This window comes from Dellaglioa sp. CoH-57-MRSF-21 (assembly GCF_056781915.1).
In genome coordinates this window covers 263853-279085 of record NZ_JBXAXU010000001.1, presented here as the reverse complement: position 1 = coordinate 279085, position 15233 = coordinate 263853, and the positions used below count along the sequence as shown (strand labels likewise).

Sequence of the window (15233 nt, the reverse complement as noted above, 5' to 3'; positions counted from 1 at the left end):
GTTATTTGCTATCACTTTTTTACTAATTTTCTTTTTCTTTATAGGCAATTTGAACTTTAACGTGAAATTTATGTGATTCTTCAATAACTGATGATCGACCAGCAACCTTCTGATTACCACCATAAATAGTTGCTGTTGCTAAGTAAATATCATATTGTTCTTTAGCCGTTTCAATATCAGATAAACCAACATGGGTTAGGCGACCAATCAATTGTTTATCAATCTGATTCATTCCAGCGTAAACATTCATTTTTTCGTCTTCTATTTTTAATTCAAAAAATGGAAAAGCAACGGGCTGTGCTAACTCTGACACTGGTTTTCCTGTTTTCTGAATTTCTTTTATAATAGCATCATCTGACAATCCATCATAATCAAAATCTGAATACTTAACTTGCTTCATTTGATCAGCAATTTTTTGAATACTTACTTTTTCGTTTCTATTTGTCCTAAGTGTCGCTGGCATCAGCATTTTAGAATCAAATAGGCCATTCGTTTGAACATAACCTGGTTGCATTCGGCGACGTTTATCTCCTTCAATTTCTTCCTTAGGCGGTCCGCCCAACAATTTTTCAATTTTCGGTGAAGGATCAAATTTAGTTGTTTTATTTGTAAAATAATGAATAACATTTAAAACAATAAAATATAATAAAACAAAAAAAGCAAGAATAAACAAACTACCTCTAACATAATAACCATTTATGAAATATCGTGATGCGATATACAATAAATACCAATTACCAAGAAAGCCTAAAACAGTATAAATTCTATTTTTTAATTTTAAATTAACATTAATAAACCCTAAATAATGGTTTGCTAAATCTAGTAAACTAAACATTTATTTACCTCCTAATCCTTAGTCTGTATTTGTCGTTTCTGCACTGGCTTTGGCTTTGTCAGTCGTTACCGTTTTAGTATTCTTCACGCTACTACTTGTGCTTGTTGCCGAGCTAGCTTTATCCGCATTTGTATCAGTATCTGTACTTGTATCAGTTGTGTCATCGGTACTTGTTTCCGCGCTCTTATCATCCGTTGTATTATCGGCACTTGTACTTGCTGATTTGTTTGATGTTTCATCGGCAGCACTTGAACTACTAGACTCATCTTTTGAACTTTCTGATGAAGAGGACGAATCAGAAGAACTCGTCTCAGAAGATGAACTTACTTCTTTGGAACTCGAATTATCGTCTACTTTAGGTTTAGTTTCCGACGGTGATGAAGCTACTGAAGAAACTGTTGCTCCTTCGTTTGTATTCGTTGTTTTGTTAACAACAACGTTAGTTGCGCCCAATGCAAGTACGATAGAAACAATTGCAAAAGGTGTTATAAATGGTGGCGTTCTATATGCCATTAACTCTCACTCCAATTTTGTACTTTTTCCATTAAACCATTTGTTATTGAAGTTTATTCGAAGATAAACTTAATTTTTCGATAATTTTTTTTGGCATTCATCACAAATCCCATGTAATTCAAATTTATGTTCTTCTATTTTGTAACCTGGTAACTGTTTTACAAAATAATCTAGCGGACAGCTATCAAGTTCAACCACCTTACTACAAGAAGTACAAATAAAATGATGGTGATGTTTGTGACTAAAATCACATTGATATTTTACACAGGCTCGTTCACCATTCATCCGTTGCTCAACAAGACCCATTTCTTTAAATTCTTTGATATTTCGATAAATTGTATTATGACTCATCCCTGGATATTTATTTCTCATATAGTCATCCACAACTGTAACGTCAACATAAGCTTCCTCATACTGACTTAAATACGTTAATAAACTTTTTCTTTGTTTCGTAATTTTATATTTATTTTCTTTTAGTATATGCAATGCATCATCAATTAATTCAGTCAAAAGGCTTATCTCCATTTCTAAATAATAATGGTTACTCTTTAAGAAGAATACCATATCAACTAAAAAAAGCAATCACTCTTAACCTAATGATTGAATTAACTGATCAATCTGTTTCTTTGCGTCAACTAAATCGTCATTAATAATGACATGTGCTATACCTTCAAGATCTGCTGGAAGTTTCATGTCTCGTTTTGCTTCACCAGAATCTAAGCGTAAACTTCGATTTCGAATCGTATCTCCCCGTTTAATTAACCGATCTTGTAATATCTGATTATCCGATACAGACAAATATAAGACAACTGTTTCTTTTGGTAATTCTTTTGAATACGTGATGGCACCTGCCGTATCGAGTACAATTGTCGCATTTTTTGCCTCTGACCAAGCAGCATCTATCGCTTCTCTTGATGAACCATAGTAATGGCGATCATACTCAACATGTTCTAAATAATGAAAATTAAAAAAAGTTTCATCGGATTCAAAATAATAATCGCGACCATTTTTTTCATTAACTCTTGGTTGCCTAGTTGTGTGAGTAATCACCTTTTTGGCATCAAATTGCTTGGTTAGATAGTCTCTAATCGTCGTTTTACCTGTTCCCGGAGCACCCGTGATCACGAATATTCGTTTTTGCATTAAATCATCCCTTTATCGTTTTTAGACTTCTTCATATTATTTAAAAAATTTTTGGTTAATATAAAACAAATGACTTGCATTCATTTTATGTACGTACTATACTAAGCTTCTACTAAAGAAAGTAGAATGCGCTTTCATGGTAGTAAGATATAGAAATACGGAGGATACACACTTATGAAATTTGGAACATTTAGTAAAAACTGGTATACGATTTCTTTAGACACTGAAAAACAAATCTTTATTGCTAGTTCAAAAAATAATCCAGCCATTTCAGGTTCTGGGGTAACAATCGAAACAGCCGTTTCCAACTTATCAACAGAAATGAAATATGTTCAATCTGGACAATTTGTATAGAGGGTAAATGTGAGCTCACGCACATCAACCCTTTTTTATTTGGACTTTTTTACCGATTAAACCTTACCATCAATCGCTTAATGGGTACGTATAATAAACTAACAATGATAATTGTCGAGATTGAATTAACAACAGTTGCAGGTAAACTTAAAAACGCCTGAACAGCGGCGACATTAAAACTAACACCTTTAATCATTGCTTCACCAATCGAAACTAAATATGATGTTCCTATTTTACCAATTCCTGCCGTTGCAGCAATAATGATAATCCAATATTTACCATGATAATTTTTTAATCCTTTCGTAACAACCGTAATTAGTAATGCAATAACCACTACTTCTAGTACAGTAAAATATGACGTATCTGCATAACCATTCAAAATATCAAATAATCCCAGACCAATCGCTCCTGCAATTGTGCCATAACTAAACCCTAAAAAAATCACGGCCAATGCTGCTAGTGAATTACCGAAATGAATAAATGGTTTTCCCACCATAGCTGGGATTGGTATTCTAAAAACTGAGATACCTATATAAATAATTGCCGCAAATAATCCCGCTAAAATAATGCTTCTTAATCTTTCATTTCTCATTTTATTTTTCCATTCTATCGTTAATATCGGGTAAAATACTCATAAAATTAACCCCTAACCTTTGATCAAGTCCTTCATTATCAGAATTACTCATCGCTTTCCATGTTACTTCTACTGCAAATTCCAATGCTTCCCTTAGTGAATGACCATTCATTAACTCACCCACTACGCAGCTTGCTAGCAAGTCTCCTGTCCCAAAATAATGATTCTCACGTTGTTCTTTTAATACCCAACCTGATTCGCCTTCTTTTGTTAGAAAAACAACACCAATTTGATTTTTCTGGTTTGTAACTCCTGTAATTATAACCGCTTTTAAATTTAATTTCTTTAATAAACGTGTTAGTAACTTTTTAATTTCTGCCTCGCTAGGATTTTCCTGATAATTACAGTCTGCCAATAAGTAAGCCTCTGTTAAATTGGGTAAAATTAAATCTGCTTGCGTTAAACATAACATGCTTAATTCTTCTACATAGTCGTTTGTCAGTCCTGAATATAACGTGCCGTGATCAGCCATAACTGGATCAATAACGGTGAGTGCTTTATCATCAGATAACCTATCTAGTAGAATCCCCATCATTTTAATACTTTCTGCCGTCCCTAGATAGCCCAAATATGCGCCCGTAAATTGAACTGGAATAGTTGCCCAGTGTTCTTCAAAAGCTTTTATAAATGGTGAGATGTCTACCTTCATTGGTACTCCAAATCCACCTGTATGACTACTTAATAACATTGTTGGCAATATTGTCGTCCGTTGTTGATAACTAGCTAAAACAGGAACCGCAATCCCTAATGAAACACCACCAACACTAGATAAATCTTGTGCAATCAATAATTGTTTCATTATTCCACCTTCTTCATTTGAAGTTATTTAATTCATTATAAAATGAATACGCCAGAATAGCGATATTTAGTAACCATTTAAAAATAAAAAACTGTTGAAAAATTAGCACTAGGCTAGTTCCTCAACAGTTCAACTATTTCTTCAATTCAATTTTATTTTGTCGACCAATCGCATGTTTTAACATAAACGGTGCTACGATAGTTGAAATAATAATTACCATGATAACTGCCGAATAGTATTCCGTCGACAACAAGTGTGCGGTATACCCAATTTGGACAATAATCAAAGCCATTTCGCCACGAGAAATCATCCCCGCACCGATTACATATGCACTATTTAAATCAAATCCAAGTAACCTAGCACCTAATCCACCACCTAGTAATTTTGTGAGGACGGCCAAAATCGTTAAAATAACGATAAACCAAATATTTTTCATAAATCCATCAAATGACATGCTTAATCCAATACTCGTGAAAAACATTGGAATAAAGACTGCATAACCAATTGGTTCAATATTGGCATCAATTTCTTTTTTATACGGTGTTTGTGCCACTGCAATTCCTGCAAAAAAGGCACCAACAACAGCACTTAACCCCACTAAGTCAGCTAAGTAGGCCATACCTAGACAGATAACCAGTGACATAATCGTAATCGATGAGCCAACTAATAATCGTTCACTTAATCTCATCAAGAAAGGCGCCACCCACTTGAATAGGATTAAAATACCAATGAAGTAAACAAATTCTAATAAGAAGCCAATCCAAATGTTAGCTTGTGCGCTATCACCGGTACTTGTAATATTACCAAATACACTAACTAATACACTTAAAATAACAACAGCTAAGATATCATCCACAACGGCCGCACCTAGGATTGTTGCACCTTCTTTTGAATCTAATCGTTTTAATTCTTTCAAGACTTCGACGGAAATACTAACTGACGTTGCCGCAAAGATAACACCTAAAAATAAAGCCGATTCAAATCCAAAATTATAAATTCGACCAAAGTAATAGACAACTAAGATAGGGAAGACAACACCTAAAGTCGCAACTGATAAGGCCGGTTTTAAATACTTTTTAAGTAGATCTAAATCACTTTCTAATCCCGCCATAAACATTAAAATAATCACACCAATTTCTGCGAACATCGCAAATAAATGATCTGAATGGACCCAATTCAACATTGCTGGTCCAAGTAAAACACCAACTAATAATTGCCCGATAACACTAGGAACACCAATTCGTGTGCTGACATGACCCGCAATTGATGTTGCCACTAATACTAAACAAATCGTTCCTAAAAATGCCATTATTTCTCCTCTCACTTGTCACTATCTATATTAACCATAACATACATTAAAAATAAAAAGCAGCAAATTCCCTCTCGGAATTCACTGCTTATGATTCACTTAATTAAATTAAGCTTCTTCACTGTTAAAAATATATTTTGCTGCGAATGCTGCAATAGCACCACCAACTAATGGTGCAAGAATAAATACCCAAAGTTGTGAAAGTGCATCGCCACCGGCATAAAGTGCAGGTCCAATACTACGAGCAGGGTTAACTGAAACCCCTGTAAGTGGTAAACCAACAAAGATAAGTACTGTTAATGTTAAACCAATCACAAAGCCAGCAATATTACTGTTACCAAATTTTTCACTCGTAACCATCAAAATAATAAAGATGAATAAGAATGCGAATAAGGCTTCAACGAAAAATGCCATACCACCAGGAATTGTTGCATAACTATTTGAACCAAAACCATCAGCAACTTTTGATGTATCTGTCATTGATGAAATAATCATCTTAACCACGCTAGATGCTACAATCGCACCTAAGATTTGACTAACCCAGTAAGCAACCATATCAGTCAATGACATGCGCTTGTTGATGTACATTGCTAATGAAACAGCAGGATTGATGTGTGCACCTGAAACAGGTCCAATAGCATAAACCATCAATGTAATAGCTAAACCAAATGCAAGTGCAATAACAAGTGGGCTACCGTTACCTAACGTAACTGCCCCTGTACCAAATAATACCAAGAAAAATGTGCCGATAAATTCAGCAATATAATTTTTATAATTCAATTTTAAATCCCCCTATATTAGTATCTCTTAATTATACACATAACCATAAACTCATTTCAATTATTTTTTTATTTTTAATTTTTGAATTAAAACCCATGCTGTAATTGGAACCGCTAGAATAACACCTATAATAGAAAATAAAATCATTATTAATTCTGCAACAAAAATTTTATCATTTATAATATCTGCGAATGTAGCATGCGTCTGTACTAATAAAATAAATAGCGCTAAAAAGCCACCAAAGAAACCAAAAAATAGTGTATTAAACGTTGTTCCAATAATATGTTTACCAATACTAATACCAGCTGCGTATAACTTTTTTAAATCAATTGTTGGTGTTTGTTCAATAATCTCATTTAAGCCAGCCGAAATTGCAATCGCACCTTCAGCAATTGCGCCTAAAGTACTAAAAATAGCTGTTGAAATCGCTATTTGCATAAAATTAGCGCCTACTAATAACGAAAATGCTTCTATTTCTTCACTATCTTCTGCACCAAAACCTTGAACTGCAGCAAAATGTTCAACTGGAATAATCAAAAGAACGAGAATAACCAGAACAATTAACGAAGCATAAAAAGCAGTTTCAGTAACTTGCACATTATCATCACCAAGAAAAATCGTAATAGCTAAAATAATAATGCCATTAATTAGGGTCACTGCTACCGGCGGAAATCCTCCCGTAATTAAAATAATCGTAAAAAATAACATGATAAAATTAAAAAATAAGCTTAAAAATGAACGAACACCATTCATTCCTCCAACAATGACCATTAAGACAAATAAAATGGCACTTAACCAACCAATTGTAATCATAATGTGTCATCCCCTTTGATTAATCGACTTGCAAAAAAACTTGCGACAGGTATCGCAATGACAATCCCAATACCGCTGATTAATGTTTGGACAACTCCTAAAGCCATGGTCCATGAAAAAGTATAGCCAATTGTATTGGTCGTTCTAAAGTACAAAACGGCAAGTGGGAAAATGTCAGCAATAAAAATTAAGAATAAGACGTTAATTAATGGTCCCATAATCGATTGTCCAACCTCACGTCCAGATTTAAAAAGTTCTTTCGATGAAATAGTTGGTTGTTCTTTTTTTAATTGAAATAGTGTTGCAACGATATCTGTCGATTCATCCATGACAGCCCCTAGAGAACCTAGTAGTGTGGCAGCAAGGAATAGTTCCTTTGGCGCTTGCGTTGCATAAGATAGAGCTTCGTAATGCATCCCTTGATCATTTGTCAGTTTTAAAATAATGACACTAATGATTAACGATAAACTAGTTCCCGTCAAAGTTGCCAATAACGTGACCAGCATCTGTCGATTAAAGCCAATTACCAAACTCAAGGTCAGTACTGCAAATATTAGAGCAATACCTGCGAAAATCCAAAAGAAGTTCGTAATATTAACGAATATTTCAAATTTAATGGCTAAAAAGAAAATAATCATATTTAAGACGATACTTAATACAGCAATCATGCCACTAAACTGCATAAATCCTACCAGCATACTAACGGCAATCCAAATTAATATGGCCACGACGACATCTCGTTTGAACCCATCAATAATACCAGTTAATCCACTTTTATGAGGATTAATCGTTACAAATACTTGATCATTTTTCTGGTATTTTTGATCATTTGCGCGAGATGAAGAATATGTATTTGGTAGTCTTATTTTTTGCCCTTTATACTTACCATTCATCACAGTTCCAAATAATTTTTGTTTAGTCTGTGTATCTTTATTTTCAAATTCATCTGTTACTTTTTCAGTTTTTTCATCCTTAACCTGTGTTATTTTAACAATCGTATCTGAATACAGTGCTTGATCAAATTTAACACCTATTACGAGTATGCCACCGATAATAATCGTTAGAATTAAAATAATGTTCTTCTGAAGTAACTTTTTCATGGGTTCACACCTCATTTATTATTAATACACTTCCACCAGTTTAACATTTTACAACAAAAAAAGTCCGACCAAAGGCCAGACTTTAATCTATCTTATTTTAACTTTATAAAGCTTTGAAACAGCTAACTATTATCTACTTAATAGACATGTCACGATAAAATAATGTCGTTCCATATGGGTTAATGTGTAATCCGGATGCATCTGGGTTCAATAAGTAGGCCATTGCACCTTGGAAAACAGGTACTGTATAAGCATCTTCTTCGACCAATTGCTTTTCAGCATCAATCAAGCTATTCCAACGTTTCGTTGGATTTGTTGCAAATTCATTTTTAGACTGATCGATATCTTTTAAATATTGTGCATTTTTGTAATCGGTATTTAAATGATAAGCGCCACCATCATTAATAAAGTTAATTGGATCAGCATAATCTGGTGTCCATGTCCCATAAACGATATCAAATTGGTAAGCCGTTGTTGCTGCTAATCGCGATTTAATTGGAATATTACGTGCGTTAATTTTTAATCCAGGTAAGTTACTCTCTAACTGCGCTTGCAAGTATTCAATCACTTGTTTAGCTTCTGGCGTATCAGAACCCAATATTTCAATTGTTAAGTCCTTCTTACCGATCTCTTTAAGTCCTTTTTCCCATTCTGCTTTAGCTTCTTTTTTATTAAAAGCAAGCAAGTCTCCTGCTTCTTTACGGTAATCTTCCCCATTAATCGGATTTGACACAAATTTAGCTGGGACGATTCCATTTAATGCAGATGAACCATCATTAAGAATTTTGCTAGCTAATAATTTTTTATTAAATCCTAGCGCAATTGCTTTACGAATATGTTTATTACCAGTTGCCTCACGCTTAGTATTAAAACCTAAATAACCAATCATTGGTGTTTTACGTGTTGCGAACCCTTTTTCATTCTTATATTGTTTAACATAATCATTTGCTAACATTGAGAAATCAATCTTCCCTGTTTGATATAACTTGCCAGCAGTTGCACCATCTTTAACAACTTGAACGTCAACTTTAGCTAACTTAACTGATTTAGCGTTCCAATAACTGGTATTTTTAACATATGACCATTTGTTATTAGTTCCTTCCCAATCAGTTAATTTATAAGGACCATTCACAATCATATGTTGTGAATCCGTTGCATATTGACTACCTTGTTTTTTAACGTAAGCTTCATTTTGAGGTACAAATGGTGCACCCGTTAATACTTCTGGTAAATAGCTAATTGGTTGTGCCAGAGTAACTTCTAATGTTGTTTTATTCAGCGCTTTAACACCTAACTTATCAACGGCCATCTTGCCATTTCGGATAGCAAACCCATTTTTAATAATATCAATTCGTTGTGAATTAGGTGATGCTGTTTTAGGATTTGCTAGTTTTTGCCAAGCGTAAACAAAGTCATTTGCTGTAACAGGAGTCCCATTTGACCAGTTCTCAGCTCTTAATTTATAGGTGTAAACTGTTTTTGCTTTGTTAACCGTCACACTTTTTGCTGCAGCTAACACTGGTTTATTTTTTTGATTATACGTATACAATCCTTCATAAACGTTTTGTATTGCTTCAACACTAAATGTATCACTGTATTTAGTAGAATCTAAAGTGCCTAATTGATCAGTTACAGCCACTTTTAATATGTTATCGTCTTTCGTCGCTGTTTTTGAACAAGCAGCTAGCACCCCTATAAACATGATACTTAAAACTACCGCAATTTTCCTTCTCACTTTAGACACTCTCCTTTTTTAGTTACCTTAATGTGATTAACTTTACCTAGTTACTTATTTTTTGTCAATAAAGACGTATCATTTCAACCAACTTTACATTTAAGCTATACTTAACCCAGTGTCTTACTCAATTCTGAAAGGAAGTTTTTGACTTATGAAAAATAATCAATTTGCTAACTATACACCTACTTTTGAGACACAAATAAAAGAACTTAAAGCTATTAATTTGTATATAGCCTCCGAAACCAATCCTACACATTTATTTGAACAATTACTCAATAAAATTCTCATCGACTATCAAACAATCGGTGCGAAACAACAAAAAATGATGTCCTTATTAGCGACAGAATCCATTTCTGTTTATGAATTTTTTACTACAAAAAAGGAATTAACACCTGTTATCTTTTATAATGTTGCATTACAGTTACTAGAATTTGAAGTCGATGTCGATTTCAAAATTGATGACCCATTTACGGCAATGGCTAAAATTCAGTTACCTTCTATTGAAATTATTGAATCCGTTAATGATTTTTGGTCCGCATGGTATCTCTTACTGACAACACATACCAAAAATGGCCAAGTCTTCACAGATACACTAGCAAATAAAGGGTACTTTGTTTCATTTTATAAAGATGCGAAACCTTTATTTTTCAATGGAAAAGCGCAACCTGTTTTTGATACAACTAAACTGATTCGTGAAGTCGTCTACGTTGAAGCCCCATTAGATACTGACCAAGATGGTCAACGTGATTTATTAAAAACAGAAATTTTAAGACCACTAGTTACATCCGGACTAAAAGTACCTATTCTTTATACAGCAAGTCCTTACAATCAAGGCACAAATGATGATTCTGAATTAATGCGCAACGTTGATATCCCGCTTACCGAAAAACCAGTTACTGAATTAACTGAATCTGATATCACCTATAACTATCAGAAATCCAACTTACCCGAACCACGATCAATCCTCTCAGAATCAACAGAAACTGAGCAAACCTTTAGCCGTGAATCTTCGTATACATTCAACGATTACATGCTAGCTAGAGGATTTGCAATCGTCTATGCAGCTGGTATTGGTACTCGAGAATCAGATGGTATTCGTACTTGTGGGAGTGTTGAAGAAACGGTATCAACCGTCGCCATTATTGAATGGCTAACGGGACATCGGCAAGCATTCACAAATAAACTCGATAATCGATCAATTAAAGCCACTTGGAGTAATGGTAACGTTGCTATGACTGGTAAATCTTACCTTGGTACGCTTGCTACTGCAGCTGCAACAACTGGTGTATCCGGCTTAAAAACAATCATTTCTGAAGCCGCTATTTCAAGTTGGTATGATTATTATCGTGAAAATGGACTAGTCGTCGCGCCTGAAGCTTGCCAAGGTGAAGATGCAGATGTTTTAGCTGCGCTTTGTTTAAGTCGCCAAAAAGATGCCGCCGACTACGCTAATATTCAAGACTACTTTGACAAAGTTATGAATCGATTATCTATAGGACAAGACCGTGCATCTGGTAATTACAATAAATTTTGGGATGAACGTAATTATTTAAACCAAACTAAAAATATCAAAGCAAATATTGTTATGGTCCATGGTTTAAATGATTGGAACGTCAAACCTCGCCAAGTTGAACAACTTTGGCAAGCATTACGTCCTTTACCTATTGTTAAAAAATTATTCTTACACCAAGGTAAACATATCTATATCAATAACTTTCGCTCATTAGATTTCACTGATATGATGAATTTATGGTTATCAAATCAACTTTATAATATCGAAAATGGTGCTGAGACACTTATTCCCAATGTCACCATACAAGATAACCTAGAAGCTGAAACGTGGCACACTTATGATGATTGGGCAGACCCGGATTCTCCTACCCAATCCTATCATTTCCAACAAAATAAATTAACACAATCAGTCACATCAGATGCTCACCAATTTGCTACTTTCAAAGATAACTTACCAACTGACCTTTTTAACAACTACGTCAGAGATAATCATCTTTGGAATCAAGCTTTAGTTTCAACTAAAGAAACAGAAATGGCTAAAAATAGAATCCAATTAATCTCAGAACCATTAACAGAACCGCTGTTTATTTCCGGTTCTGCTCACATAAAATTGTCTGTTGCAGCACTACAAACAAAAGGGCTCATTAGTTGCATGCTTATCGATTATGGTGAAGAAAATAGACTCACCCCCGTGCCATCCATTCTCAAACGAAAATCTTTAGATATGGGATTTCATTGGCGTGAAGATGATTTGGTTGAATTTACTAAAAATCCCACAAAAACTCCTTGGAAAATGATTTCCAAAGGTCATATCAATTTACAAAATAGGACAAATCGTTATCAAAATGATTCTGTCCTTCCAGGAACTTTCAACACAGTAGATTTTGATTTACAACCAACTGCCTATCACATTAAGGAAGGTCATCAGATTGAATTAATCATTTACGCAACAGATTTTGGGATGACTTTACGAAATAACGATTCAGATAGTTATACTATTAACTTAGCTAATTCGCGTCTTAAAATTCCTTATCAATCTGTTAGTACAGTATCATTATTCTAAATAAAAAAGAAAATCATCAAAAAAATTATTGATGATTTTCTTTTTTTATTTATCAATATCTACGTATTAAGTAATGAGACAATTCGCACACAAAAATAACTTTAATAAATCCAACAATCAAAAATGGTAAAATACCTATTAAAAATGCTTGTTGCATCGAGGTTTGTTGGTAAACCATTAACCAGATTGCTCCTAAAACTAATTGCACACTAGCACCTAATAAATTCCCCATGTACAACTGCCAACGACCATTACCATACCATTTTAAAAACAGCCCCGTTAAGATAATATAGGCTAAAAAACCAAATAAATAACCACCTGTTGGTCCAATTAAAGAAAAAAGTCCCGAATGAAATCCAGCAAAAACTGGGATTCCTATTAATCCTAATAGGAGATAAATGCCCACCGCTTTTAATCCTTCTTGAACCGGTCTCAAACTCGATAATAATCCGATAAAAATGGTTTGTAACGTTAACGGGATTGGCCCCAATGGAATGGTTAACTGGGATAAAACACCCAAAACGGCTGCTAACTCTGCTGCTATAATTAATTGTTTTAACTGTTTATTTTGTCCCATTTGTTAAGCCTTCCACATTCACCTTTGTAATTTCACCAGCCATATAAGTCGTTATTTGCCCATTTTTATCTCTCAATACCAACTGTCCATCATCTTTAATTGTTTCAACTGTACCAATAATTTCTTGATGACCACTTTTTAAAGTAACTGTCTGTCCAATAACTAGTGACCGTTTACGATAATCATTCATGAAGTCACCATTTTGGTAATTCTGATAGATTTGGATAAATTGATTGGTAATTTCAGCAATCAACTCATTCCGTGTGACATTATTCGATTCATCAATTAATGAACCCACTTTATCTTGTAACTCTGGAGATAATTTTTTAAGGTCTGTTTTAAAATCTAGCCCAATCCCTATAACTAAGCTTGTCACTTGCTGCGTTTCAAAATCTGTGACAGCCTCCGTTAAAATCCCGCAGACTTTTTTATTTTGATAATAAATATCATTCACCCACTTTATTTGTGGTTGAATTTTCAATTTATTTTCTAAAGCATAACTAACCGCCATGGCAGTTGCTGTCGTTAGCTGACCAACATCTTTGATAGGTTGATCAATTCTCAATAAATAACTGATATAAATCCCAGTCTCTTCTGGTGATTCAAATGTTCGACCAAATCGACCATATCCTGCTGTTTGACTATTGGCCACTATTAACAGTGGACCCTGTATATCGGGCTGGCTTGAACGCTCTTTCGCCAATACATTGGTAGATGTCACTTCATCAAATAATTCAATTTGCATCATGTCAGTTGTTAAATAAGATTGAATTAGTTGTGCGTTCAACTGATTACCATCATTTAGACTATATCCTTTTTGTGGAATCGTCTTAATGTCAAAACCCTGCTCTTGTAAACTCTTAATAGCCATCCAAATAGCAGTTCTCGAAACGCCAAGTTTTTCAGCCAATAGTTCTCCCGAAATAATAGTATCTTGTTGTCCAGCTAATATTTTTAGAATACTGTCTTTAGTTTTCATTTTACACCGTTAACCTTTTAATTTTATTAGTTAACATAACTTTAAGCTAACTCACTAAAATATGCAACTAACACTCTTAAAAAAATACCATCCTCACTTTCATTCTGGTAAATAATCATAAAAGTGCTATGATTAATCTATTCTTAAGAAATTAGGTGGATTAATATGGCATACGGAACGAAAATTATTACGTTAGATAATGGTTATCATCTCTGGACTCATACTGAAGGACAAGGTGATATCCAACTACTTTGTCTACATGGTGGGCCTGGTGGTACACATGAATATTACGAAAATTTTGCTGAAAAATTAGCACCTCTTGGCGTTCAGGTTTCAATGTATGACCAACTCGGTTCATGGTATTCTGATCAACCAGATTTTACTAAACAAGAAAATGTTGATAAATTTCTTAATATTGATTACTTCATTGATGAAGTTGAAGAAGTCCGTATTAAATTAGGTTTAGATAACTTCTACCTAATTGGTCAATCATGGGGTGGTGCTCTTGTTCAAGAATACGCCTTAAAATATGGTGACCATTTAAAAGGTGCTATTATCTCAAGTATGACTGATGATATTAACGAATATTTAGCAAACGTTAATGCTATTCGTGCTAAAGAATTGGATGCTGATGCGCTTGCCTACATGCAAGAATGTGAAAAAAATAACGATCTTGATAATGACCGTTACCAAGGTTATGTCGATATTTTAAATGACGGCTATGTTGATCGTAAAAAGCCAGCCCAAATTTCTCATTTAGTAAGCACAATGGCTGAACCCGTTTATAATTACTTCCAAGGTAACAATGAATTCGTTGTGACTGGTAAATTAAAAGACTGGTCTACTCGTGACCGCATTAAAAATATTACTGTCCCAACATTAATCACATTTGGCGAACATGAAACAATGCCTTTAGCAACAGCTAAAAGAATGTCAGAAACAATTCCACATGCTCGTCTTGAAACAACTCCTGAGGGTGGTCATCATCATATGATCGATAACGCTCCTGTTTACTTTGATCATTTAAGTACCTTCTTATCAGATGTTGAAAACGACAATTTTAAAGATTAAATTAAAAAATACC

General features: G+C 34.1%; 16 protein-coding genes. 3 read left to right on the top strand and 13 right to left on the bottom strand.

The genetic code is table 11. From position 1 onward, the window contains the following. Positions 1-22 precede the first annotated feature (22 nt). From AC1RPQ_RS01305 to AC1RPQ_RS01290, 4 genes are all read right to left on the bottom strand, one after another. A complete protein-coding gene (locus AC1RPQ_RS01305; protein WP_481760931.1) occupies positions 23-835 on the bottom strand; it encodes a DUF6681 family protein in 813 nt (270 codons plus the stop codon). Between the two features lie 18 nt (positions 836-853). Beyond that, a complete protein-coding gene (locus AC1RPQ_RS01300) occupies positions 854-1348 on the bottom strand; it encodes a hypothetical protein (RefSeq protein WP_481760932.1) in 495 nt (164 codons plus the stop codon). 69 nt (positions 1349-1417) lie between these two features. After that, positions 1418-1858 carry a Fur family transcriptional regulator gene (locus tag AC1RPQ_RS01295; RefSeq protein WP_409021670.1) on the bottom strand — a complete coding sequence of 147 codons (441 nt, stop codon included), beginning with the start codon at positions 1856-1858 and terminating at the stop codon, positions 1418-1420. 78 nt (positions 1859-1936) lie between these two features. Further along, positions 1937-2491 carry a guanylate kinase gene (locus AC1RPQ_RS01290; RefSeq protein ID WP_481760933.1) on the bottom strand — a complete coding sequence of 185 codons (555 nt, stop codon included), beginning with the start codon at positions 2489-2491 and terminating at the stop codon, positions 1937-1939. Positions 2492-2665: 174 nt separating this feature from the next. On the opposite strand from AC1RPQ_RS01290, the gene AC1RPQ_RS01285 reads away from it, so the two are divergent. Further along, a complete protein-coding gene (locus AC1RPQ_RS01285; protein WP_409021673.1) occupies positions 2666-2845 on the top strand; it encodes a hypothetical protein in 180 nt (59 codons plus the stop codon). A gap of 49 nt (positions 2846-2894) precedes the next feature. Here AC1RPQ_RS01285 and AC1RPQ_RS01280 read toward each other — a convergent pair whose 3' ends face one another. From AC1RPQ_RS01280 to AC1RPQ_RS01250, 7 genes are all read right to left on the bottom strand, one after another. Continuing rightward, positions 2895-3437, bottom strand: coding sequence for an ECF transporter S component (locus AC1RPQ_RS01280; protein WP_481760934.1), 543 nt, complete (start codon positions 3435-3437; stop codon positions 2895-2897). A 1-nt stretch (position 3438) separates the two neighbouring features. Further along, positions 3439-4278, bottom strand: a complete 840-nt coding sequence (locus tag AC1RPQ_RS01275) for a pyridoxamine kinase (protein ID WP_481760935.1) — start codon at positions 4276-4278, stop codon at positions 3439-3441. Positions 4279-4411: 133 nt separating this feature from the next. Next, entirely contained in the window at positions 4412-5587 is a 1176-nt protein-coding gene (locus AC1RPQ_RS01270; protein WP_481760936.1) for a cation:proton antiporter, read from the bottom strand. A gap of 108 nt (positions 5588-5695) precedes the next feature. After that, the gene (locus AC1RPQ_RS01265) at positions 5696-6367 is read right to left on the bottom strand and encodes an MIP/aquaporin family protein (RefSeq protein WP_481760937.1); all 672 of its coding nucleotides are present in this window, start codon (positions 6365-6367) and stop codon (positions 5696-5698) included. Positions 6368-6427: 60 nt separating this feature from the next. Continuing rightward, the gene (locus AC1RPQ_RS01260) at positions 6428-7180 is read right to left on the bottom strand and encodes a YibE/F family protein (RefSeq protein ID WP_481760938.1); all 753 of its coding nucleotides are present in this window, start codon (positions 7178-7180) and stop codon (positions 6428-6430) included. Then, positions 7177-8280, bottom strand: a complete 1104-nt coding sequence (locus tag AC1RPQ_RS01255) for a YibE/F family protein (protein WP_481760939.1) — start codon at positions 8278-8280, stop codon at positions 7177-7179. Before AC1RPQ_RS01255 ends, AC1RPQ_RS01260 begins: the two co-directional genes overlap by 4 nt. Positions 8281-8413: 133 nt before the next feature. Next, entirely contained in the window at positions 8414-10015 is a 1602-nt protein-coding gene (locus AC1RPQ_RS01250) for a peptide ABC transporter substrate-binding protein (RefSeq protein WP_481760940.1), read from the bottom strand. Between the two features lie 154 nt (positions 10016-10169). Here AC1RPQ_RS01250 and AC1RPQ_RS01245 point away from each other — a divergent pair, with 154 nt between their 5' ends. Then, positions 10170-12593, top strand: a complete 2424-nt coding sequence (locus AC1RPQ_RS01245) for a Xaa-Pro dipeptidyl-peptidase (RefSeq protein WP_481760941.1) — start codon at positions 10170-10172, stop codon at positions 12591-12593. A gap of 52 nt (positions 12594-12645) precedes the next feature. On the opposite strand, the gene AC1RPQ_RS01240 is transcribed toward AC1RPQ_RS01245, so the two are convergent. Both AC1RPQ_RS01240 and AC1RPQ_RS01235 read right to left on the bottom strand, forming a co-directional pair. After that, positions 12646-13170: a biotin transporter BioY gene (locus tag AC1RPQ_RS01240; protein ID WP_481760942.1), complete on the bottom strand. Its 525-nt coding sequence runs from the start codon at positions 13168-13170 to the stop codon at positions 12646-12648. Further along, positions 13157-14149 carry a biotin--[acetyl-CoA-carboxylase] ligase gene (locus AC1RPQ_RS01235; protein WP_481760943.1) on the bottom strand — a complete coding sequence of 331 codons (993 nt, stop codon included), beginning with the start codon at positions 14147-14149 and terminating at the stop codon, positions 13157-13159. The genes AC1RPQ_RS01240 and AC1RPQ_RS01235 overlap by 14 nt, the downstream gene beginning before the upstream one ends. Positions 14150-14314: 165 nt before the next feature. Between AC1RPQ_RS01235 and AC1RPQ_RS01230 the strand changes: the two genes are divergently transcribed. Then, positions 14315-15220: a proline-specific peptidase family protein gene (locus AC1RPQ_RS01230; RefSeq protein WP_481760944.1), complete on the top strand. Its 906-nt coding sequence runs from the start codon at positions 14315-14317 to the stop codon at positions 15218-15220. Positions 15221-15233: the final 13 nt, after the last annotated feature.